Raw genomic sequence first — 22,472 nt, forward strand, 5'->3', positions numbered from 1 at the left:
TTGAGCTCGGATACAACATGAAGAACTGTGAATATTGCGGGGCCCTTATCCTCGCCGACAACGGTGCGTGCAAACGTTGCTCCGAAGCAATGCGCCTTATGGCCGAAGCCCCCGCGCCGAGCGGGCCGTCGAGGGGGCTAAAAATCGTGAAATGGGTGCTTATCGGTTTGCTGGTCGCGGTGCTCGTCGCTGTGGCAGGGATCATTTGGGTGCTGAAGACGTTGGGGCCGATGCCTTCTTTAGGTTGATCGCTACGCCGATGCCTTTGTGGCGAGGGAGCCAGCTCGCTCCCACCCTGAACTAGAATAAATAGCCCATATAGATCGCCGCACCACCACCGGCCTGCAAACCGGCGTTCACACCCGCCATGACCACCGCCCCCTTGGCCGAGCGCGCCAGTTGCCGGTTGACCGTGGTTGAAGCAATGAGCGAAGTCGCCGGATTGGAACTCAGCGCCACCGACAACGCCAGCAACTTGGGGTCCAGCCCAAACAGCAAGGCTGTGGCCGAACCGCCAACCACCAGGCCTACGCCCACTTCGGTATACATGCAAGGACCCGTGATGTCGTCGCTGGTCAGGTCGCGATTGGCCAAGGCGTCGCTGACAAACACCTTGCCGGTGCTGGGAAATGCCTCCGCCGCACCGGCCGCAGCCACACCCTTGCCCTTGATCTGGATATTGATCTTGCCGAAGCGCGGCAGCCTTGCGCCAAACCCGACACCCACGCCGACACCGCCATAGCGGTAGCTGACGTCCTCGCCCTGGGGCGAACGCAGGATAATCGAGCCGCCGCTGCCCGCCACCATGACCACGGTCAGACCGCCGCCGCTGGCGGTCTGGTACTGCCAGCGACTTTCATTGACCGGGAGAGGGATGCTGTAGCTCATACGTTCAAAGTCCTTTATGTGAATGAGCCGCACCGCGGCCGCGTTGACGGAAAGCTTTTAGCAGGCCGACAAGGGCGAACACCAGACCGATGAACCCGAGCACCCCGGGGGTACCCCACAGTGCGGCCGGGGCATCGACGATGGCGCTGCCAGCCGGCTGCTCGGGCAGGTAATGTACCCGCACCGGTTGGTCTTTCTGGAAGCCGAAGATAAAACCACCCTGGGGATAGGAGATTTTTTCACCGCTGACGGTGGTGAAAGCGATTTCAGGATGCGAACCACCGGCATTCAAGTGACTGACGATGCCGTCGGCGGTCTGTGCGCGGGCAAGGAAGTCGCGGCGCTCGAGGGTGAGGTTGACGGCAATGCCCAACAAGCCAACGCCAATCAGCGCAAAAAGCAGGCCCAGCAGTATCGTCCCTATGCGTGACGGCGTGTCGTTAGCCATAGCTTGTCCCGGTATTCGTCCATGAAAGAAGGCGGTGAGGATAACAAAAAGTCAGGCTATGGCGTAACAGGATTTGAATGCAGGGCTACGGTGTTGGGTCAGTTTGAAATGAAGCTGGAGCCACCGCAATTGCGAGTAAGCTCCCACACAGGTTCTCAGGTGCTGAGGCCCTTCTTCGGAAGGGCTTTTGCGCCAACGCTCATCAATGCCGCAACAGCTTGCGCAATGGAACTTCATCCTTGCGCACCGGCGACTTGATGACGATGTAGCTGAAATACTTGGAGATGCCGATGTTCTTGTCCAGCAGGCCTTCCATTACCTCCTGGTAATCCTGGATGCTGCGGGTCATGAAACGCACGAGGTAATCGTAGCCGCCGCTGATCAGGTGGCATTCGAGCACTTCGTCCACCAGGCGGATATTGGATTCGAACTTGGCGAAGTCTTCACGCTTGTGGTCGCTCAAGGTGACCTCGGTGAAAACCGTCACCGAATCGGTGATCTTGGCGAGATTGAGATGGGCCTTGTAGCTGGAAATATACCCCGCCGACTCCAGCCGCTTGACCCGTTGCAGGCAGGGGCTGGCGGACAGGCCCACGGCGTCGGCCAGGCTGACGTTGGTCATGCGACCGTCTTTTTGAAGCTCGACCAATATGCTGATGTCGATCCGGTCCAGTTTCGCTACACCTTCCATCGCCTACCTCGTGCCTGGTGTTTGTAAGACCATCTTCTAACAAAATCAGCGCCGTAAAGACAGCTGATGCTGAGCCACCAGATCCGCCATGCTGTTGATGCAATAGTCCGCCGCGCAGGGTGCTGGGGAGCTGTGCAGTTCACGGCAGATCAAGCACATAGCCCCAACGGCTCGTGGCCGGGCGCCGGGACGGGTCACTTGGAGGATCGCCTCGGCGTCGAGATCATTGGCGGCCAGCCAATCTTCATCGTGCAACGGGTCGCTCGCCAACGAAATGAAATCCTCCGGTTCGATGCCCAGGCGCTCGCACAACACGCCACGGTCCTCGGCGTCGCGATCACCGAGCACCAACAAGCGATAGAACTTGCGCAGGTACAGCATCGCCCCCGGCGCATCCTCGAACAGCGTCCAGCCCGCGGCTGATCGGGCAAAGCTCATGCCCTCCTCCCAACTGGCCTTGAGCTGCCAACGCTCGGCCAGCTGACGATGGGCAAAACACAGCAAGCCACTGAAGCCCAGTTCGCCAAAGCGCGGGTACAAGGCTTGCAGAACCTGGTCGAACTCAGCGAGCACGGCGGTCTTGTCCAATGGCCCGGCATGGCTCTCCAGCAGCGGCTGCAACGCCGTCCAGACGCCAGCGTCGCGATCCACCAGGACTTCATCGCAGTCGATCAACAACGCCCGATATTCAGTCAGCCTCATCTGTACCGCCTCCGATGATGTCCATTGATCAACGCTCCATTAACCGACGCTGACGCGTGCCAAGGCGCCCTCGAGAATCTGCAACGCTTCGTCGATCTGTGCTTCGCTGGTCACCAGCGGCGCGAGGAAACGCAGGACGTTGCGGTACACCCCGCACTTGATCACCAGCAGCCCGCCGGCGCGGGCTTCGTCGATCAGCCGTTGGTTCAGCTCAGCATCCGGGGTCCGCGCATCGTCCGTTTTGATCAGCTCGATTGCCAGCATGAAACCACTGCCGCGCACGTCGCCAATGAACGGATAACGCGCCTGCAAACCCAGCAGGCCTTGGCGCAGCCGTTCACCCAAGGCTTCGCCACGGGCCAGCAATTGTTCTTGCTCGAAGACATCGATCACCGCCAGCGCCGCCGCGCACGAAAGCGCATTGCCGCCGTACGTGCCACCGAGTCCGCCGGGCAACGGCGCGTCCATGATCTCGGCCTTGCCGACCACACCCGACAACGGCAAGCCACCGGCGAGGCTCTTGGCGACGGTGACCAGGTCCGGCTGGATGTCGGCATGCTGGAAACCGAACCACTTGCCGGTACGGCCGAAACCGGTCTGGATTTCATCGAGAATCAACACGATGCCATGTTTCTCGGTCAAGGCGCGCAGGCCCTGGAGGAACTCGACGGGCGCGCAAAGGAAACCGCCATCGCCTTGCACCGGTTCGATGATGATTGCCGCGACCCGCTCTGGCGCAACCTGGGTCGCCAGCAGTTCGTCCAGCGCTCGCAGGGCCATTTCGCTGGTGACGCCGCGATAGGCGTTCGGATAAGGCGTGTGGAAGACTTCCGGCGCGAACGGCCCGAAGTTCTGCTTATACGGCTGGCTCATTCCGGTCAGGGTGGTGCCGAGCAGGGTCCGGCCGTGAAACCCACCGCGAAAGGCGATCACTGCCGAGCGGTTGGTGTGGGCGCGAGCAATCTTCACGGCGTTTTCCACAGCTTCGGCGCCGGAGGTGAAAAACGCAGCTTTATAGGCGTGTTGGCCGCCGATCATCTCGCACAGGCGCCGGGCCAGGTCCAAGTAGGGTTTATAGGCCACGACCTGGAAGCAGGCATGGGAAACCTTCTGCAACTGGGCCTGCACCGCCGCGACAACCTTGGGGTGGTTATGGCCGATATTCAGCACGCCGATGCCGCCGACGAAGTCCAGGTAGCGCTTGCCGTCCACGTCCCATAATTCGGAACCTTGGGCTCGATCGATCACCAGCGGGTGCGCCGTCACCAGCCCACGGGGCACGTATTGATCACGCTGACGGAGCAGACTCGGGGTTTCTTCGACTTTACTGTTCATTGGCATTTCCCATCGTGAGCCGCGCAACCAGGAAGCGGCTGCGGTGTCACCACAGGTTAAGCGTTCGGCACGATTGTCTAAGCCGAACTTGGTCGTCGAGAAATCCGGATCGACTGTTTACCCCCCGGCAAACAGCAGATTCCTCCATGGGCCTCGCACCCCAACGATTCTGCCGCCGGGAACGCTTTACAACCCGCGCCATGCGCCCCTGCGCCCTGCTTTCGAAAGATCCTGCTCCGCCGTTGAGGCATGCTTGAGACTCCCGAACTTGAGATGAGAACCGACCCATGGCGCTGCTTTATAAAGCTGATCCGGTACGCGGCGAACACTGGCGACGCTTGTTCGCCGAACAGGCGCCAGACATCGAATGGCGGGCCTGGCCGGACATCGGCGATCCAAGGGATATCCAGTACCTCGCGGCCTGGCAGGCACCGGACGACATCGAAACGCTGCTGCCGAATCTGCAAGTGCTGTTCGCCTTGTCGGCAGGCGTCGATCAGCTCGACCTCGGTCGGTTGCCGCCGTCGCTGCCGGTGGTTCGCCTACTTGATCCGGGCATCACCCAAGGCATGTGCGAATACGCCAGTTTCGCCGTGCTCAGCGTGCACCGGGACATGTTGCGCTATCGCCAGCAACAAGCCGGACGTTGCTGGCAGGCGCATCCCCTGGTGCCTGCCTGGCAGCGTCGGGTCGGCGTCATGGGCTTGGGTTTGCAGGCGCGGCAGATACTGGCGACGTTGGCGCCCTTTGGCTTCGCCTTGTCCGGCTGGGCCCGCAGCGAACATCAGATCGACGGCGTGGCCTGTCATGCCGGACCCGAGCAACTGCCGGCCTTTCTCGCCCAGTGCGATATCGTGCTGTGCGTGCTGCCGCTGACCGAGCAGACCGAAGGCATTCTCAACCGTCGGCTCTTCGAACAACTGCCCAAGGGCGCAGCCTTGATCAACATGGGCCGGGGCGGTCATCTGGTCGAGGCGGATCTGCTCGACGCACTCGCCAGCGGCCAGCTCAGCGCGGCGGTGCTCGACGTGTTGGCGCAGGAACCGGCCGCGCCGGAGCATCCGTTCTGGCAGCACCCGCAAATCCTGCTGACACCCCACATCGCGGCGATGACCCAACCGGAAACAGCCTTTGGCGTCTTGCTGGAAAACATCCGTCGGCATCAACGGGGCGAATCGATGCTGGGACGGGTTGATCGCGAGCGCCGCTACTGACTGTTCATTGTCGCTGGCAAATCGGCTCGGTATTTCCTGCTGGGCGGACGTCTCGTTTGGGCAAGAAATTCGGCCCGCGCCACCGCTGCTTAGCGAACCTGCCGAATTGGTTTTCGGCCCTTGTCAGCCCCGGTGGCAGGTGAGATACAGACAACCACCACGGACGATTGCGTCCGGCTCGACATCAATTTCATGGGGACCCGCCATGTCCATTTCGCAACGCCCTGCTTATCTTTATCGCGCCATGACCGCGGCCGATGTCCCGGCGGCCCACGCCTTGTCCGTGCAGTTGAAATGGCCCCATCGCCTGGAAGACTGGGCGATGCTGCAGCGCGTCGCCCAGGGGTATGTCGTGCTGGACCAGGAGCGGCTGATCGGTACCGCGTTTACCTGTGGCCAAGGCGACTACGCCACCATCGGCCTGGTCATCGTCAGTGACGAGTACCAGGGCCAGGGGATCGGCCGCAAGTTGATGGAGTTGGCTATCGAGGCGTGCGGATCGCGGACCGCCGTTCTCAACGCGACGCTGGCCGGCGCACCGTTGTACGCCAGCCAGGGCTTCGTTGAGTTCGGGTATATCCAGCAACACCAGGGGCAAGCATTGGCGTCTGCCGCGCCGGAGCTGGCCAGTGGGCAACGCTGTCGACCACTGGCATCGGCCGATCACGCCGAGCTGATCAGGCTGGCCAATGCCGGCAGCGGTCTGGACAGGGCGGCGGTGCTGAACGATGTGTTCGCCGATGTTGAACAAGGCGTCGGCATCGAGCGGGACGGCCGCCTATGCGCCTTCGCCCTGATGCGCCCCTTCGGCCGTGGGCGCTGCATCGGCCCGGTCATCGCCCAAGACGCTACACAGGCCCGGCATGTGATCGCAGTGCTGGTGGCCCAGGTGCCGGAGGCGTTCGTGCGCATTGATATTCCCGCTGACTGCGGCCTGGCCCCCTGGCTGGAAGACATCGGGCTCAAGCGCGTGGACACCGTCACCCAAATGGCTCGCGGCGCCCCGCCCCAGGCCACCGGCGGCGTGCGCCAATTCGCGCCGGTGACCCAGGCCATCGGCTGACGCCCTATCCGCAGCACTTCTCTGGAGAAAAAATTGATGCTTGAGCCCACTGCAATACTGTTGGCACGCGCCGACGGCAGCCCCACCGCCACGCTTTTTCGTCCAGGTTCGCTGGGCGCCAACGACCCGTTCGACCGGCTCGTCGCCCATGCCGGAGCCGACGGCATGACGGCCGGTGTGGTCCAGGCCAGCGGCCGGTACGGCAGCGATGCATACCCTTTCAGCGAAACCGTCGTCGTGCATGCCGGGGCCGTCACGCTGCGCAGCCCGGCGCAGACGCTGCACCTGCAGCCGGGGGAAAGCGCGGTGATCGCCCGGGGCACGGCCCTTGAGATTGAGGCGCAGCCCGCTTCCCTCTGGGCATTCTGTGCCGACACGCAGTCTGTCGCGACCAAGCAACCCGGACTCACCGCCCTGCCCGCGTCTACCTTGCTATCGCCTTCAGCGGCACCCGATGAAGCGATCCTGCTGGGCCCAACACCGCAGTGCCGCTCGCAAAACCTGTTTGTCGAGGAAGCGACCGACTTGCGCATCGGCATCTGGGACTCGACGCCCTACACCCGCAAGTCCCGGCCGCACAAGCTGCATGAACTGATGCACCTGCTCGAAGGCAGCGTCACCTTGCAGGCAGCCGACGGAACCGAGCTGGTGGTCAAAACCGGCGATACGGTGTTCGTGCCGTTGGACGCGCCCTGTGCCTGGAAAAGCAGCGTCTATGTGCGCAAGATTTATGTGGTGAGATAGGCCTGCGTCGTCATAGCTACATGGCTCCACGTTTGGCCCTATTGCATGCAAACAGATTGACGCAGTCGCTCTAGTGGCGAGGGAGCTTGCTCCCTCGCCACTAGAGCTTCTAAGCCCCTCCGCCCCCCAACATTCGACTAATGTCTTAGGCCAGTCATCGCATAACTGCGCCCGTTGAAAGCTATCCTGAGGCGAGTTTTGCCCAAACCAGAGCCCTCTCGGCCCGAGTTTTCCTAAGCGGCAAGCATTCTGAATGCCTCAGGCCAAGGCCTATCAGCAAGAAAAAATCGCAGTAATGGCCAGTTGACAATGACGGAGCGGCGCCAAATAATCCCCGTCATGTTGTACGACGACGTATGACAAATAAAAACAACAAAAAAGTAGGGAGCGCCATAGTGAGCACACGTGTCCGTTTTTCGTCCGATCGCAGTCCAAACCGCCGTACTCTTCTCAATACCAGCCCCGCCCTGGTCCTGCTCGGTTGCAGCAGCCTTGCCGCGTTTATGCCAATGAGCGCCAGCGCCGCAGGCTTTGTCGATGATGGCAAAGCCACGCTGAACCTTCGCAACTTCTACATCAACCGCAACTTCACCAACCCGGACAATGCCCAGGGCAAAGCCGAAGAGTGGACCCAGAGTTTCATCCTCGATGCCAAGTCCGGTTTCACCCAAGGCACGGTCGGTTTCGGCCTGGACATCCTGGGCATGTACGCGGTCAAGCTCGACGGTGGCCGTGGCACGGCGAACACGTCCCTGTTGCCGATTCATGACGATGGCCGCCCCGCCGATGACTACGGTCGCCTGGGTGTAGCCCTCAAGGCCAAAGTGTCGAAGACCGAATTGAAAGTCGGCGAATGGATGCCGGTGCTGCCGATCCTGCGTTCCGACGACGGTCGTTCCCTGCCGCAAACCTTCCGTGGCGGCCAGGTGACTTCGACCGAAATCAACGGCCTGAGCCTTTACGGCGGCCAGTTCCGTGGCAACAGCCCGCGCAACGACGCGAGCATGGAAGACATGTCGATGAACGGCCGCGGCGCGTTCACCTCCGACCGCTTCAACTTCGGTGGCGGCGAATACGCCTTCAACGAAAAACGCACCCAGGTGGGCGTCTGGTACGCGGAACTGTCTGACATCTACCAGCAGCAATATTTCAACCTGACCCACAGCCAACCCATGGGCGACTGGACCCTGGGCGCCAACCTTGGCTACTTCATCGGCAAGGAAAATGGCAGTGCCTTGGCCGGCGACCTGGACAACAAAACCGCATTCGCCATGCTCTCGGCCAAATACGGCGGCAACACCTTCTACGTCGGCCTGCAGAAAGTCGGCGGCGATGATGCCTGGATGCGCGTCAACGGCACCAGCGGCGGCACCCTGGCGAACGACAGCTATAACTCCAGCTACGACAACGCCAAGGAAAAATCCTGGCAAGTGCGCCACGACTACAACTTCGCCGCTGTCGGCGTGCCGGGCCTGACCCTGATGAACCGCTACATCAGCGGCGACAACGTGCACACCGCCACCGTTGACGACGGCAAGGAATGGGGCCGTGAAAGTGAGCTGGCTTATACCGTACAGAGCGGTGTACTGAAGAGCCTCAACGTGAAATGGCGTAACTCGTCGCTTCGTCGTGACTTCAGCACCAACGAATTCGACGAAAACCGAATCATCTTCAACTATCCACTTTCGCTCCTGTAACACCGAGGAACCCTTGCCATGTGCGCCTGCCAGCGCCATGGCAAGCCCCGGCAAGGACGCCGACCTAGAGCGGTTCGTCGATCAAACGTTGACAAGGTAGCGGAAGGATAAGGATATTCCATCTCGGTCGTACGACAACTTATAACAACTGTACCTCTCATTGTTTGCTCAGGTAATGCCATGACCACGACACAGATTCGCCAACCCTTCAATCGCCTGCTGTTGACCGGCGCCGCCGGCGGCCTGGGCAAAGTCTTGCGCGAACGCCTCAAGCCTTACGCCCGCCAGATTCGCCTGTCGGACATCGCCAACATGGCACCTGCCATCGATGAAAGCGAGGAAGTGGTGCCATGCGACCTGTCGGATAAACAGGCCGTGCACCAACTGGTGGAAGGCGTTGATGCCATCCTGCATTTCGGTGGTGTTTCGGTAGAGCGTCCGTTCGAAGAGATCCTTGGCGCCAACATCAGTGGCGTGTTCCACATTTATGAAGCGGCGCGCAAGCACGGCGTCAAGCGCGTGATTTTCGCCAGCTCCAACCATGTCATCGGCTTCTACAAGCAGGACGAGGCCCTCGACGCCCATTGCCTTCGCCGTCCGGATGGCTACTACGGCCTGTCCAAGTCCTACGGCGAAGACATGGCCAGTTTCTATTTCGATCGCTACGGCATCGAGACCGTGAGCATCCGCATCGGCTCGTCGTTCCCGGAGCCGCAGAACCGCCGGATGATGAGCACCTGGCTGAGCTTCGACGACCTCACCCAACTGATCGAATGCTCGCTCTACACCCCTGAAGTCGGCCATACCGTGGTCTACGGCGTCTCCGCCAACCGCGACGTCTGGTGGGACAACAGCCACGCCGCGCACCTGGGCTACCAGCCCAAGGACACCTCGGAAATCTTCCGCGCCAAAGTCGAAGCGCAGCCGATGCCGGCCGCCGATGACCCGGCCATGGTCTACCAGGGCGGCGCTTTTGTAGCGACCGGCCCGTTCGACGACTGATTCGCCTGTTTTTCATGGGATACGAACGAACCAAGGAATCGCCATGCAAGCCGAATTGATTGTCGATGCACGCAACGCCGTCGGGGAAAGCCCGGTATGGGTCCCCGAGGAAAACGCCCTGTATTGGGTAGATATTCCCAGCGGCGGCCTGCAACGCTGGAACGCCAGCAGCGGAAAAATCCAGGGTTGGGAAGCACCGGAGATGCTCGCTTGCATCGCCCGTCACCAGGACGGTGGCTGGGTTGCGGGCATGGAAAGCGGTTTCTTCCGCCTGTACCCCCATGAGGACGGCAGCCTCGATAGCGAGCTGTGCGCGAGCGTCGAACACAGCCGCACCGACATGCGCCTCAACGATGGCCGTTGCGATCGCCAAGGCCGTTTCTGGGCCGGCAGCATGGTGCTGAACATGGGCGCCAATGCCGACGAAGGCCGGATGTACCGCTTCGATGCCGGACAGCGCAGCCCGGTCGAGGCACAATTGAGCGGTTTCATCGTGCCCAATGGCCTGGGTTTCAGCCCGGACGGGCGCACCATGTACCTCTCCGATTCGCACCCGTTGATCCAGCAGATCTGGGCCTTCGACTACGACATCGACAGCGGCACCCCGTCCAACCGACGGCTGTTCGTCGACATGATGCCGTTGGCCGGACGCCCGGACGGCGCGGCGGTGGATGCCGACGGTTGCTATTGGATTTGCGCCAACGACGCTGGGCTGATTCACCGCTTCACCCCGGATGGACGCCTCGACCGCTCGCTGGAAGTGCCGGTGAAGAAACCGACCATGTGCGCCTTCGGCGGCAGCCGGTTGGACACCCTGTATGTGACCTCGATCCGTCCGGGCGACGACAACAATCCACAGTCCTTGGCCGGTGGCGTGTTCGCCCTCGATCCCGGCGTCAAGGGCCTCGCCGAACCTGCTTTCGGAGGACTGAAGCCCTCCGCGACCTGATCTGCTTTACCGCTTCACATCGATAGACATAAAAACAACAACACTGGAGATTGACCATGAATTTTAAACGCACGCTTCTGATCGCGGCCCTGCCCCTGGCCTTCCTGGCGCAGGCGGCACACGCTGAACTCACCCTGAAAATCGCCGACATCCACCCCAAGGGCTACCCGACCGTAGTCGCTGAGGAGTCCATGGGTAAAACCCTGGAAAAAGAAAGCAACGGCGAATTGAAGTTCAAGTACTTCCCGGGTGGCGTACTGGGTTCCGAAAAAGAAGTCATCGAGCAAATGCAAGCCGGCGCGATCCAGATGTCCCGCGTCAGCCTGGGCATTGTCGGCCCTGTGGTGCCGGACGTGAACGTCTTCAACATGCCGTTCATCTTCCGCGACCAGGCGCACATGCGCGCCGTCATCGACGGTGACGTGGGCGATGCGATCCTCGACCGGATCACCAACTCCGAGTTCGGCCTGGTGGCCCTGGCCTGGATGGACGGCGGTACCCGCAACCTCTACACCAAGAAACCGGTGCGCAAGCTTGAAGACCTCAAGGGCATGAAGATCCGTGTCCAAGGCAACCCAATGTTCATCGAAACCTTCAACGCCATGGGCGCCAACGGTATCGCCATGGACACCGGCGAGATCTTCAGCGCCCTGCAGACCGGCGTGATCGACGGCGCGGAAAACAACCCACCGACCATGCTCGAGCACAACCACTACCAGAACGCCAAGTTCTACAGCCTGACCGGCCACCTGATCCTGCCTGAGCCAATCGTGATGTCGAAAATCACCTGGAACAAGCTCACCCCAGAACAACAGGTCATGGTCAAGAAAGCCGCCAAGGCTGCCCAGGCTGAAGAGCGCGATCTGTGGGACAAGAAATCCGCCGCCAGTGAAGAAAAACTCAAGGCCGCTGGCGTCGAGTTCATCACCGTCGACAAAAAACCCTTCTATGACGCCACCGCGCCGATCCGGGCCAAATACGGTGCTCCGTATGCCGACCTGATCAAGCGTATCGAAGCCGTCAAGTAACACCTCTGAATCTGTACTCATGAAAAGGCTGGGCGCGCCGCAGGTGAAGGCGCGCCCGGTTACGGTGGAACCCGATGAAGAATTTGCTGCTGCGTATCAACGACACGATTTACATGACTTGCATCTGGGTGGCCGGCCTTTCTGTCCTCGCCGTTGCGCTGATGATTCCGTGGGGGGTGTTCGCCCGCTACGTACTCGGTACCGGCTCAAGCTGGCCGGAGCCCACCGCCATCTTGCTGATGATCGTATTTACCTTCATTGGTGCTGCTGCCAGCTACCGCTCCGGTTCGCACATGGCCGTGGACATGGTTACCAGCCGCATGCCCCCGCACTGGCAAACCCTGGCTTCGGTTTTCACGCAGCTATTGATGGCGGCGGTGTGCATTTTCATGACCGTCTGGGGCACCAAGCTGTGCATGACCACCTGGAATCAGTTCATGAGCGCCATCCCCACCCTGCGCGTCGGCATCACCTACATGCCGATCCCGATCGGTGGTTTCCTGACCCTGATTTTTGTCCTGGAAAAACTCTTGCTGGGTGACCAAAGCAAGCGTCGGGTCGTGCAGTTCGACCTGGTTGAAGAAAACGAAGGTGCCGCTTAATGGACGCGCTGATTCTGCTGGGCAGTTTTTTGTTGTTGATCCTGATCGGCATGCCGGTCGCCTATGCGCTGGGCGCTGCCGCCCTGATCGGGGCGTGGTGGATCGATATTCCGTTCCAGGCCATGATGATCCAGGTAACGGGCGGGGTGAACAAATTCTCGTTGCTGGCCATTCCGTTCTTCGTGCTGGCCGGTGCGATCATGGCCGAGGGCGGCATGTCCCGCCGACTGGTGGCGTTCGCCAGTGTGCTGGTGGGCTTCGTGCGCGGTGGCCTGTCTTTGGTCAACCTCGTGGCCTCGAGTTTTTTTGGCGCGATCTCCGGCTCCTCGGTGGCCGATACCGCCTCGGTCGGCTCGGTGCTGATCCCGGAAATGACACGCCAGGGCTATCCGCGTGAGTACGCCACCGCCGTCACCGTCAGTGGTTCGGTGCAAGCGCTGCTGACACCGCCCAGCCACAACGCGGTGCTGTACTCCCTCGCCGCTGGCGGTACTGTCTCCATCGGTTCGCTGTTCATGGCCGGTATCGTGCCCGGCATCATGATGAACCTCTGCCTGATGGCGCTGTGCCTGGTCTTCGCGAAAAAGCGCAACTACCCCAAGGGCGAAGTGATTCCCCTCAAGCAAGCGTTGAAGATCTGCCGGGAAGCCATGTGGGGCATGATGACCCTGTTCATCATCCTTGGCGGCATTCTCTCTGGTGTTTTCACCGCCACCGAATCGGCCGCCATTGCCGTGGTGTGGGCATTCTTCGTGACCATGTGCATCTATCGCGACTACAAGTGGAGCGAGTTGCCTAAACTGATGCACCGTACGGTACGCACCATCTCCATCGTGATGATCCTGATCGGCTTCGCCGCCAGCTTCGGCTACATCATGACGCTGATGGAAATCCCGGCGAAAATCACCACCGCGTTCCTGACACTGTCAGACAACCGCTACGTGATCCTGATGTGCATCAACGTGATGTTGCTGCTGTTGGGCACCGTGATGGACATGGCGCCGCTGATCCTGATCCTGACGCCAATCCTGATGCCGGTGATCGTGGGCATCGGCGTGGATCCGGTGCAGTTCGGCATGATCATGCTGGTGAACCTGGGTATAGGGCTGATCACGCCACCGGTGGGCGCGGTGTTGTTCGTCGGTTCCGCCATCGGCAAGGTCAGCATCGAAAGCACCGTCAAGGCGCTGCTGCCGTTCTACGCCATGCTGTTCCTGGTCCTGCTGCTGGTGACTTACGTCCCCGCCATTTCGCTGTGGTTGCCGAATCTGGTGTTGTAATCCGACAGTGAGCAAGCCCCCTTGTGGCGAGGGAGCTTGCTCCCGCTGGACTGCGCAGCAGGCCCACCCGGTTTGAACTCGGGCGACTGCTGCGCAGCCGAGCGGGAGCAAGCTCCCTCGCCACAAAAGCTATCTGCCCTTCCCAAAAAAGCTATCTGCCCTTCCTATATCTGCCCTTCCTAATAGACGCGACCACCATGACGCAGCCCCTTCTCCATCTCGAAGACGAACTCACCCGCCTGACCCTGGCCCCGCATTTGGGCGCCAGTCTCGTTGAGTGGACATTACGCAGCACCGACGCCCCGCTGCTACGCCCTCCCGCCCCACAAGCGCTGGAAAACGGCCTGCCGGGCAAGCTGGGTTGTTTCCCTCTGATCCCCTGGTCGAACCGCATTGCCGAAGGCGGTTTCGACTGCCCCGGTGGCTGGCTGGCACTGGAAGCCAACAGCCCCAACGACCCGTTTCCGATCCACGGCAGCGCCTGGCAACAACCCTGGCAAGTCATCGAACAAAGCGGTCAGGAAGCGTTACTGCAACTCGACAGCCTGCAACCGTTCGCCTACTGCGCCAGCTTGCGGATCCGCCTCAGCGGCGGGCAGTTGCAGATCGCGATGCTTGTCACCCACACGGCCAAACAGCCCGCGTGGCATGGGCTGGGTCTGCATCCGTATTTTCCGCGCACCGCCGGTACGCGCCTGCAAACCCGGGCGAGCGAAGTCTGGAAATGCGACGCCTCGAAGTTGCCGACCGAGCTGAGCGAAGTGCCTGCCGAGTGGGATTTCCAAGAGATTCGCGCCCTGCCCGATACCCTCGTCGACAATGGTTTCGACGGCTGGGACGGTCAATGCCTGATCCAGCAACCGGACTTGGGCTATGAGTTGGAATGCCGCGCCAGCGGCAGCAAATACTTCCTGCTGTACTGCCCCGTCGGGCTGGACTTTTTCTGCATCGAACCGGTCAGCCATCCGGTCAATGCCCACCATCTGCCAGGACGGCCGGGGTTGCGTTTGCTCGAGCAAGGGCAGTCGGTGGCGTTGGGGTTTTCGATGCAGTGCCGGTTGCTGTAGACACACCACCCCGTGGCGAGGGAGCTTGCTCCCGCTGGCCTGCGCAGCAGGCCCATACAGTCTTGACCCAAGGCGTCTGCTGCGCAGCCGAGCGGGAGCAAGCTCCCTCGCCACAAAGGCAATGTGCAATCCTGATTCGTCGCAGCTACGCCCGCAGCAACATGAACACCGCCACCGCCAGGCATACCCCGGCAAATCCCACCTGCAACGCCCGCGCTGGAACCTTCGCCGAAAACCGTCGCCCGAGCACCATCCCGACAATGCTCGCCGCAATGAATACGCCGCCTACCCGGTCGATGCTGACCCCAGCATGAAACGCCCCCGCCACGCCAATCAGTGAAATCAGGCTGATGACCATCAGCGACGTGGCGACAATGCCGCGCATCTGCACGTCGGTCAGTTGCTTGAACGCCGGCACGATCAAGAAGCCGCCACCAACGCCCAACAACCCCGAGACAATGCCCGTCACGGCGCCCAATGCCGACAATGTGGCGGTGCACCGCGCGGTCCAGGCCAGGCGACCGGTCTGCTGATCAAGCAGGCAATTCTTCTGGCCCCAACTGGCCGCGCCATGATCGCTGGGGCCCGGTTGCGCGGTCTCCCGTCGCAACATGCGCGCCGCCACCAACACCATCAACAGGCTGAACAGGATCATCAGGATTTTTTCCGAAAGCTGGTGGGCGAGGTAGATGCCCAGCGGCGAAAACACCGCGCCCAGCAGCGCAATCAACAGGGCCGCCCGGTATCGCACCAGGCCATGACGCAACCCATCGATGGCGCCCACCGCCGCCGCGCTGCCCACCGCGAACAACGCCACTGGCGCGGCCTGGGTCATGCTCCAACCCAGGCCCAACACCAAGGCCGGCACGGCCAGAATACCGCCGCCCGCGCCCGTCAGGCCAAGGACCAGGCCCATGACCACACCGAAAAGACTTGCCAATAACATTCAGGTTCTCTCAAGCCGCGCACCCCTGTTGTCAGGCGTGATCGCATTTGCAGGACGCGGTGGCCCTCACTTAAGCTGCGGACCTTATGTTGTAAACCTCAAGCGTAGCAACCGCTTCTTCCCGCACAGGTCCGTTGTCATGCCCGCGCAGATCCAGAGCTTTCTCGACCCCTCTTCCAAGACCTATACCTACGTGGTGTATGAACACAACGGTGGGCAATGCGCCGTGGTCGACCCGGTGCTCGACTACGATCCGGCTTCGGGCCGCAGCGGCACCGAACAGGCCGACCGGGTGATCGCTTTCGTGACCGAACATCAACTGACGGTGCAATGGCTGCTGGAAACCCACGCTCATGCCGATCACTTGTCCGCCGCCCCTTACTTGCGAGGCAAACTGGGGGGCAAGATCGCTATCGGCGAATCGATCCATCAGGTTCAGAGTGTCTTCAAGGCGCTGTTCAACCTCGAAGCGCAATTTGCGGTGGATGGCTCACAGTTCGATCACCTGTTCGCGGCCGACGAATCTTTTCTCATCGGCAACCTCAAGGCCACCGCCTTGCACGTGCCCGGCCACACCCCGGCGGACATGGCCTACCTGATCGATGGGGATGTGATCCTGGTGGGTGACACGCTGTTCATGCCCGACGTCGGCACCGCCCGCTGCGACTTCCCGGGCGGCAATGCCCATCAGCTCTACGCTTCGATCCGCAAACTGCTGGCCTTCCCCGCCGGCGTGCGGCTTTATGTGTGCCATGACTATCCACCGGAGGAACGCGAGCCTCACTGCGTGAGTACCGTGGGTGAGCAGCGCCAGCACAACATCCATGTTCGCGATGGCATCGACGAGGCCTCGTTCGTTGCGATGCGCACCCAGCGTGACCAGACCCTGGGCATGCCGACACTGCTGTTGCCAGCGATCCAGGTGAATGTGCGGGCCGGACACCTGCCGCCGGCCGAGGGCAATGGCGTGACTTATCTGAAGATTCCAATCAATCAGCTTTAGCAGCTTTCACGTACCCAACGTCAACCCATTCGCCGGCAGCGGCAGCGCGGTCTTGTAGCGCACCTGCTTGAGGGCAAAGCTTGAGCGGATGTTCGCCACGCCTGGCACCTTGGTCAGAAAGTCCATCATGAAGCGCTCCAGCGATTGGATGGTCGGCACCAATACGCGGATCAGGTAGTCCGGGTCGCCCGCCATCAAATAGCATTCCATCACCTCGGGCCGGTCGGAGATCGCCTCTTCGAAATGCTGCAGCGCCTCCTCCACCTGTTTCTCCAGGCTGACATGGATAAACACGTTGACATGCAGGCCCAGCAGGTCGGCATCCAGCAAGGTGACCTGCTCGCGAATCACCCCCAGTTCCTCCATGGCCCGGACCCGATTGAAGCACGGCGTCGGCGACAGGTTGACCGAACGGGCGAGATCAGCATTGGTGATGCGGGCGTTTTCCTGAAGGCTGTTCAAGATGCCAATGTCGGTACGATCCAATTTGCGCATGAGACAAAATTTCCCGTTTCTTATCGTTGTGCAGATTTTTTATCTGCAAATCATCTAAACGGCAAGCCAACAGAGAAAAATATTCTTCTACGTCGAGCCTATGATTGTTGTAGGACAATTTCCCCTACCCGGGGAAATTCGTCAGCTAGCGCGCCCACTACAAGAAATTCACAAGATCGAGCGTAGAAAGCCATGAACCCAGCGTACGAACCGCTACGCCTGCACGTCCCAGAACCCTCGGGCCGTCCCGGCTGCAAGACTGACTTCTCCTACCTGCATCTGACCGATGCCGGCACGGTGCGCAAACCTCCAATCGATGTCGAACCCGCCGACACCGCCGATCTGGCGCGAAGCCTAATCCGCGTGCTCGATGACCAAGGCAATGCCATGGGCGAATGGGCCGCGGACATCCCCGTCGAGATCCTGCGCAAAGGCATGCGCGCCATGCTCAAGACGCGCATCTACGACAACCGCATGGTCGTCGCACAGCGCCAGAAAAAGATGTCGTTCTACATGCAAAGCCTTGGCGAGGAAGCCATCGGCAGCGCCCAGGCCCTGGCGTTGAACTTCGACGACATGTGCTTCCCCACCTACCGACAGCAAAGCATCCTGATGGCCCGCGAAGTGCCGCTGGTGGACTTGATCTGCCAACTGCTGTCCAACGAGCGCGACCCGCTCAAGGGCCGGCAATTGCCGATCATGTATTCGGTCAAGGACGCCGGTTTCTTCACCATTTCCGGCAACCTCGCCACCCAGTTCATCCAAGGCGTGGGCTGGGGCATGGCCTCGGCGATCAAGGGCGACACCAAGATCGCCTCGGCCTGGATCGGCGACGGCGCCACCGCCGAATCGGACTTCCACACCGCCCTCACCTTCGCCCACGTCTACCGGGCGCCAGTGATCCTCAATGTGGTCAACAACCAATGGGCGATTTCTACCTTCCAGGCCATTGCCGGCGGTGAAGCCACCACGTTCGCCGGACGCGGCGTCGGCTGTGGCATCGCCTCGCTGCGAGTCGATGGCAACGATTTCATCGCCGTCTACGCCGCTTCGCGTTGGGCCGCCGAACGCGCCCGCCGCAACCTCGGCCCGGCGCTGATCGAATGGGTCACCTACCGCGCCGGTCCTCACTCCACGTCCGACGACCCGTCGAAATACCGCCCCGCCGATGACTGGAGCCACTTCCCGCTGGGCGATCCGATTGCGCGCCTCAAACAACACCTGGTGAAGATCGGCCAGTGGTCCGAAGAGGAACACGCCGCCGTCAGCGCCGAACTTGAAGCCCAGGTAATCGCCGCGCAGAAGGAAGCCGAGCAGTACGGCACCCTTGCCGGCGGACAGATTCCAAGCGCCGCGACCATGTTCGAAGACGTCTACAAAGAGATGCCGGAGCACTTGAAGCGCCAGCGTCAGCAGTTGGGGATCTGACATGAACGATCACAACAACACTATTGCGTTGGACACCGCCATGACGACTACCACCATGACCATGATCCAGGCCCTGCGCTCGGCCATGGACGTGATGCTCGAGCGCGACGACAACGTCGTGGTGTTCGGCCAGGACGTCGGTTACTTCGGCGGCGTGTTCCGCTGCACCGAAGGCCTGCAGAACAAGTACGGCACCTCGCGGGTGTTCGACGCGCCGATTTCCGAAAGCGGCATCGTCGGCGTGGCGGTGGGCATGGGCGCCTACGGGCTGCGGCCAGTGGCCGAGATACAGTTCGCCGACTACGTCTACCCCGCCTCGGACCAGATCATTTCCGAAGCCGCGCGCCTGCGCTATCGCTCGGCCGGCGAGTTCACCGCGCCGATGACCCTGCGCATGCCCTGCGGCGGTGGTATCTATGGCGGCCAGACCCACAGCCAGAGCATCGAGGCGATGTTCACCCAGGTCTGCGGGCTGCGCACCGTCATGCCGTCCAACCCCTACGACGCCAAGGGCTTGCTGATCGCTTCCATCGAAAACGATGACCCGGTGATCTTCCTCGAACCCAAGCGCCTGTATAACGGCCCGTTCGACGGCCACCACGACCGCCCGGTAACGCCGTGGTCCAAGCACCCGCAGGCGCAAGTGCCGGACGGCTACTACACGGTGCCGCTGGACGTCGCCGCCATCACCCGTCCGGGCAAGGACGTGACCGTCCTGACTTACGGCACCACGGTCTACGTCTCTCAAGTAGCCGCCGAAGAGACCGGCATCGACGCTGAAGTCATCGACCTGCGCAGCCTCTGGCCGCTGGACCTGGACACCATCGTCAAATCCGTGAAGAAGACCGGCCGCTGCGTCGTGGTCCATGAGGCCACGCGCACCTGCGGTTTCGGCGCCGAGCTGGTGTCGCTGGTGCAAGAACATTGCTTCCATCACCTGGAAGCGCCCATCGAGCGCGTCACCGGTTGGGACACCCCCTACCCGCACGCACAGGAGTGGGCGTATTTCCCAGGGCCGTCCCGTGTGGGCGCGGCGTTGAAACGGGTCATGGAGGTCTGAATGGGCACGCACGTTATCAAGATGCCGGACATCGGCGAAGGCATCGCGGAAGTTGAACTGTCGGTGTGGCACGTCAAGGTTGGCGACATGGTGGTTGAAGACCAAGTGCTGGCCGACGTGATGACCGACAAGGCGATGGTCGATATTCCTTCGCCGGTGCACGGCCGGGTCATCGCCTTGGGTGGCGAACCCGGTGAAGTCATGGCGGTGGGCAGCGAGCTGATCCGCATTGAAGTGGAAGGTGCCGGCAACCTGAAGGAATCGGCGGCACCGGTGGCCAAGCCTGAGCCTGTCGCGAAGCCTGAACAGGCATCGAAACCAGAACCCGTGGCGGAAAAACCCACCGTCGCACCTCGCCCGGTACAAGCGGCCCAGGCCCCCGTGGCCCGCGACCCCGACGAGCGTCCGCTGGCCTCGCCGGCCGTGCGCAAACACGCGCTGGACCTGGGCATTCAATTGCGCCTGGTCCAAGGCAGCGGCCCCGCCGGACGCGTCCTTCATGAAGACCTCGAAGCCTACCTGGCCCAGGGTCCGTCGACCCAGGCCAAGGGTGGTTCGGGTTATGCCGAACGTCACGACGAGCAACAGATCCCGGTGATCGGCATGCGCCGCAAGATCGCCCAGCGCATGCAGGAAGCCACCCAACGCGCCGCCCACTTCAGCTACGTCGAGGAAATCGACGTCACGGCGCTGGAAGAACTGCGGGTTCACCTGAACGAAAAACACGGCGCCAGTCGCGGCAAGCTCACTTTGTTGCCATTCCTGGTCCGCGCGTTGGTCGTGGCCCTGCGCGACTTTCCGCAGATGAATGCGCGCTACGACGACGAAGCCCAGGTCATCCACCGTTCAGGCGCCGTGCATGTCGGCGTGGCGACCCAGAGCGACGTCGGCCTGATGGTGCCGGTGGTGCGCCACGCCGAAGCTCGCAGCCTGTGGGACAGCGCGACGGAAATCTCGCGCCTGGCCACCGCGGCCCGCAACGGCAAGGCCAGTCGCGACGAACTGTCCGGCTCGACCATCACCCTGACCAGCCTCGGCGCGCTCGGTGGCATCGTCAGCACGCCGGTGCTGAACCTGCCGGAAGTGGCGATTGTCGGCGTGAACAAAATCGTCGAACGCCCGATGGTGATCAAGGGCCAGATCGTGATTCGCAAGATGATGAATCTCTCCAGCTCCTTCGATCACCGGGTGGTCGATGGCATGGACGCGGCGCAATTCATCCAGGCCCTGCGTGGCCTGCTCGAACAACCCGCCACGTTGTTCGTGGACTAATCATCAGTGGAGCAGGCATGCAAACTTTGAACACCAAGCTGCTGATCATCGGCGGCGGCCCTGGCGGTTATGTGGCGGCGATCCGTGCCGGCCAACTGGGCATCGAAACCATCCTGGTGGAAGGGCAGGCACTGGGCGGGACTTGCCTGAACATCGGCTGCATTCCGTCCAAGGCGTTGATCCATGTGGCCGAGCAGTTCCACCAGACCCGGCACCACAGCCAAGGCTCGGCCTTGGGCATTACCGTGGCGGCGCCGAGCCTGGACATCGGCAAGAGCGTGGAATGGAAGGACGGCATCGTCGATCGCCTGACCACCGGCGTCGCGGCGCTGCTAAAAAGACACAAGGTCCAAGTCATTCACGGCTGGGCCAAGGTCATCGACGGCAAGACTGTGGAAGTCGGTGACAGCCGTATCCAGTGCGAACACCTGTTGCTGGCCACCGGTTCTAAGAGCGTCGAGCTGCCGATGCTACCTATTGGCGGGCCGATCATTTCCTCCACCGAAGCCCTCGCCCCCACCGCGGTGCCCAAGCACCTGGTGGTGGTCGGCGGCGGCTACATCGGGCTGGAATTGGGCATCGCCTATCGCAAGCTCGGCGCCGAGGTCAGCGTGGTCGAGGCCCAGGAGCGGATCCTGCCGGCCTACGACGCCGAGCTGACCCAACCGGTGCACGAAGCGCTCAAGCAGTTGGGCGTGAAGCTGTACCTCAAGCACAGCGTCGAAGGTTTCGATGCCCGGGCCAGCACCTTGCAAGTGCGTGATCCCAACGGCGACACGTTGAACCTCGACACCGACCGGGTGCTGGTAGCAGTCGGACGTAAACCCAACACCCAGGGTTGGAACCTCGAAGCGCTGGACCTGGCGATGAACGGCTCGGCGCTGAAAATCGACAACCGGTGCCAGACCAGCATGCGCAATGTCTGGGCCATCGGTGACCTGAGCGGCGAACCGATGCTCGCCCACCGGGCCATGGCCCAGGGCGAAATGGTTGCCGAGCTGATCGCCGGCCAGCACCGGGAGTTCAACCCGACGGCCATCGTTGCGGTGTGCTTCACCGATCCGGAAGTGGTCGTGGTCGGCAAGACGCCAGACGAGGCCAAGGCCGCCGGGCTTGATTGCATTGTGTCGAGCTTCCCGTTCGCGGCCAACGGCCGGGCCATGACGTTGGAATCGAAAAGCGGTTTCGTCCGGGTCGTGGCGCGCCGGGACAATCACCTGATCGTCGGTTGGCAAGCGGTGGGCGTGGGTGTGTCGGAGTTGTCCACGGCGTTCGGCCAATCCCTGGAAATGGGTGCGCGCCTGGAAGACATCGCCGGCACCATCCACGCCCACCCGACGCTGGGCGAGGCCGTGCAGGAAGCGGCGTTGCGGGCATTGGGGCATGCGTTGCATCTCTAGACGTGTAGCGCATCTGTAGGCATGAGTTTCACCTGTGGCGAGGGAGCTTGCTCCCGCTGGGCTGCGAAGCGGCCCCGTTTTTGCGACTGCTGCGCAGTCGAGCGGGAGCAAGCTCCCTCGCCACAGATGTGAAACGCCGGGAAAATATGCCTGCCCCT

The 22,472-nt window shown here is 61.7% G+C and carries 23 protein-coding genes; 16 read left to right on the forward strand and 7 right to left on the reverse strand.

Going from position 1 to position 22,472, the window contains the following annotated elements; translation table 11 throughout:
* The first annotated feature begins 17 nt into the window (after nucleotides 1-17).
* Nucleotides 18-248 carry a hypothetical protein gene (locus J3P82_RS15420; protein WP_434557608.1) on the forward strand — a complete coding sequence of 77 codons (231 nt, stop codon included), beginning with the start codon at nucleotides 18-20 and terminating at the stop codon, nucleotides 246-248.
* A 52-nt stretch (nucleotides 249-300) separates the two neighbouring features.
* Here the strand turns inward: J3P82_RS15420 and J3P82_RS15425 are convergent, their stop codons facing one another.
* The 5 genes from J3P82_RS15425 to gabT form a co-directional block, all read right to left on the reverse strand.
* Nucleotides 301-888 (reverse strand): hypothetical protein, encoded by a 588-nt coding sequence (locus J3P82_RS15425; protein ID WP_434557609.1) that lies wholly within the window; start codon nucleotides 886-888, stop codon nucleotides 301-303.
* A gap of 4 nt (nucleotides 889-892) precedes the next feature.
* Nucleotides 893-1,336, reverse strand: coding sequence for a DUF3592 domain-containing protein (locus tag J3P82_RS15430; RefSeq protein ID WP_434557610.1), 444 nt, complete (start codon nucleotides 1,334-1,336; stop codon nucleotides 893-895).
* 202 nt (nucleotides 1,337-1,538) lie between these two features.
* Nucleotides 1,539-2,027, reverse strand: a complete 489-nt coding sequence (locus tag J3P82_RS15435) for an Lrp/AsnC family transcriptional regulator (RefSeq protein WP_434557611.1) — start codon at nucleotides 2,025-2,027, stop codon at nucleotides 1,539-1,541.
* Between the two features lie 45 nt (nucleotides 2,028-2,072).
* A complete protein-coding gene (locus J3P82_RS15440) occupies nucleotides 2,073-2,729 on the reverse strand; it encodes a 2-haloalkanoic acid dehalogenase (protein WP_434557612.1) in 657 nt (218 codons plus the stop codon).
* 39 nt (nucleotides 2,730-2,768) lie between these two features.
* Nucleotides 2,769-4,064, reverse strand: coding sequence for a 4-aminobutyrate--2-oxoglutarate transaminase (gene gabT / locus J3P82_RS15445; protein ID WP_434557613.1), 1,296 nt, complete (start codon nucleotides 4,062-4,064; stop codon nucleotides 2,769-2,771).
* A 287-nt stretch (nucleotides 4,065-4,351) separates the two neighbouring features.
* Here gabT and J3P82_RS15450 point away from each other — a divergent pair, with 287 nt between their 5' ends.
* The 10 genes from J3P82_RS15450 to J3P82_RS15495 all read left to right on the forward strand — a co-directional run bounded on the left by J3P82_RS15450 (nucleotide 4,352) and on the right by J3P82_RS15495 (nucleotide 14,710).
* Nucleotides 4,352-5,278, forward strand: a complete 927-nt coding sequence (locus J3P82_RS15450; protein ID WP_434557614.1) for a 2-hydroxyacid dehydrogenase — start codon at nucleotides 4,352-4,354, stop codon at nucleotides 5,276-5,278.
* A gap of 205 nt (nucleotides 5,279-5,483) precedes the next feature.
* A complete protein-coding gene (locus tag J3P82_RS15455) occupies nucleotides 5,484-6,341 on the forward strand; it encodes a GNAT family N-acetyltransferase (RefSeq protein ID WP_434557615.1) in 858 nt (285 codons plus the stop codon).
* 36 nt (nucleotides 6,342-6,377) lie between these two features.
* Nucleotides 6,378-7,085 carry a cupin domain-containing protein gene (locus J3P82_RS15460; protein WP_434557616.1) on the forward strand — a complete coding sequence of 236 codons (708 nt, stop codon included), beginning with the start codon at nucleotides 6,378-6,380 and terminating at the stop codon, nucleotides 7,083-7,085.
* A gap of 503 nt (nucleotides 7,086-7,588) precedes the next feature.
* Entirely contained in the window at nucleotides 7,589-8,782 is a 1,194-nt protein-coding gene (locus J3P82_RS15465) for an OprD family porin (RefSeq protein ID WP_434563851.1), read from the forward strand.
* Nucleotides 8,783-8,962: 180 nt separating this feature from the next.
* On the forward strand, nucleotides 8,963-9,784 hold the full coding sequence (locus tag J3P82_RS15470; protein ID WP_434557617.1) for an NAD-dependent epimerase/dehydratase family protein: 822 nt from the start codon (nucleotides 8,963-8,965) through the stop codon (nucleotides 9,782-9,784).
* Nucleotides 9,785-9,827: 43 nt separating this feature from the next.
* Nucleotides 9,828-10,733, forward strand: a complete 906-nt coding sequence (locus J3P82_RS15475) for an SMP-30/gluconolactonase/LRE family protein (RefSeq protein ID WP_434557618.1) — start codon at nucleotides 9,828-9,830, stop codon at nucleotides 10,731-10,733.
* Nucleotides 10,734-10,789: 56 nt separating this feature from the next.
* The gene (locus tag J3P82_RS15480) at nucleotides 10,790-11,761 is read left to right on the forward strand and encodes a TRAP transporter substrate-binding protein (protein ID WP_434557619.1); all 972 of its coding nucleotides are present in this window, start codon (nucleotides 10,790-10,792) and stop codon (nucleotides 11,759-11,761) included.
* 74 nt (nucleotides 11,762-11,835) lie between these two features.
* Nucleotides 11,836-12,363 carry a TRAP transporter small permease gene (locus tag J3P82_RS15485; RefSeq protein WP_186640446.1) on the forward strand — a complete coding sequence of 176 codons (528 nt, stop codon included), beginning with the start codon at nucleotides 11,836-11,838 and terminating at the stop codon, nucleotides 12,361-12,363.
* Nucleotides 12,363-13,643 (forward strand): TRAP transporter large permease, encoded by a 1,281-nt coding sequence (locus tag J3P82_RS15490; RefSeq protein WP_434557620.1) that lies wholly within the window; start codon nucleotides 12,363-12,365, stop codon nucleotides 13,641-13,643. Before J3P82_RS15485 ends, J3P82_RS15490 begins: the two co-directional genes overlap by 1 nt.
* A 197-nt stretch (nucleotides 13,644-13,840) precedes the next feature.
* A complete protein-coding gene (locus tag J3P82_RS15495; RefSeq protein ID WP_434557621.1) occupies nucleotides 13,841-14,710 on the forward strand; it encodes an aldose 1-epimerase in 870 nt (289 codons plus the stop codon).
* A 145-nt stretch (nucleotides 14,711-14,855) separates the two neighbouring features.
* Here J3P82_RS15495 and J3P82_RS15500 read toward each other — a convergent pair whose 3' ends face one another.
* On the reverse strand, nucleotides 14,856-15,656 hold the full coding sequence (locus J3P82_RS15500) for a sulfite exporter TauE/SafE family protein (protein WP_434557622.1): 801 nt from the start codon (nucleotides 15,654-15,656) through the stop codon (nucleotides 14,856-14,858).
* Between the two features lie 139 nt (nucleotides 15,657-15,795).
* On the opposite strand from J3P82_RS15500, the gene J3P82_RS15505 reads away from it, so the two are divergent.
* The gene (locus tag J3P82_RS15505; protein WP_434557623.1) at nucleotides 15,796-16,659 is read left to right on the forward strand and encodes an MBL fold metallo-hydrolase; all 864 of its coding nucleotides are present in this window, start codon (nucleotides 15,796-15,798) and stop codon (nucleotides 16,657-16,659) included.
* Between the two features lie 6 nt (nucleotides 16,660-16,665).
* Here J3P82_RS15505 and bkdR read toward each other — a convergent pair whose 3' ends face one another.
* On the reverse strand, nucleotides 16,666-17,154 hold the full coding sequence (gene bkdR, locus J3P82_RS15510) for a Bkd operon transcriptional regulator BkdR (RefSeq protein ID WP_003202929.1): 489 nt from the start codon (nucleotides 17,152-17,154) through the stop codon (nucleotides 16,666-16,668).
* Nucleotides 17,155-17,346: 192 nt separating this feature from the next.
* Here bkdR and J3P82_RS15515 point away from each other — a divergent pair, with 192 nt between their 5' ends.
* The 4 genes from J3P82_RS15515 to lpdA are packed head-to-tail and all read left to right on the forward strand — an operon-like array spanning nucleotide 17,347 to nucleotide 22,314.
* The gene (locus J3P82_RS15515; protein WP_434557624.1) at nucleotides 17,347-18,582 is read left to right on the forward strand and encodes a 3-methyl-2-oxobutanoate dehydrogenase (2-methylpropanoyl-transferring) subunit alpha; all 1,236 of its coding nucleotides are present in this window, start codon (nucleotides 17,347-17,349) and stop codon (nucleotides 18,580-18,582) included.
* Nucleotide 18,583: 1 nt separating this feature from the next.
* Nucleotides 18,584-19,642 (forward strand): alpha-ketoacid dehydrogenase subunit beta, encoded by a 1,059-nt coding sequence (locus tag J3P82_RS15520; protein WP_434557625.1) that lies wholly within the window; start codon nucleotides 18,584-18,586, stop codon nucleotides 19,640-19,642.
* Entirely contained in the window at nucleotides 19,643-20,914 is a 1,272-nt protein-coding gene (locus J3P82_RS15525) for a dihydrolipoamide acetyltransferase family protein (protein WP_434557626.1), read from the forward strand. It begins immediately after the preceding gene.
* Between the two features lie 17 nt (nucleotides 20,915-20,931).
* The gene (gene lpdA, locus J3P82_RS15530; protein WP_434557627.1) at nucleotides 20,932-22,314 is read left to right on the forward strand and encodes a dihydrolipoyl dehydrogenase; all 1,383 of its coding nucleotides are present in this window, start codon (nucleotides 20,932-20,934) and stop codon (nucleotides 22,312-22,314) included.
* The last annotated feature ends 158 nt before the right edge of the window (nucleotides 22,315-22,472 follow it).

The sequence above is a fragment of the Pseudomonas sp. Z4-20 genome (genome assembly GCF_051131955.1).
GTDB lineage: Bacteria > Pseudomonadota > Gammaproteobacteria > Pseudomonadales > Pseudomonadaceae > Aquipseudomonas > Aquipseudomonas marvdashtae.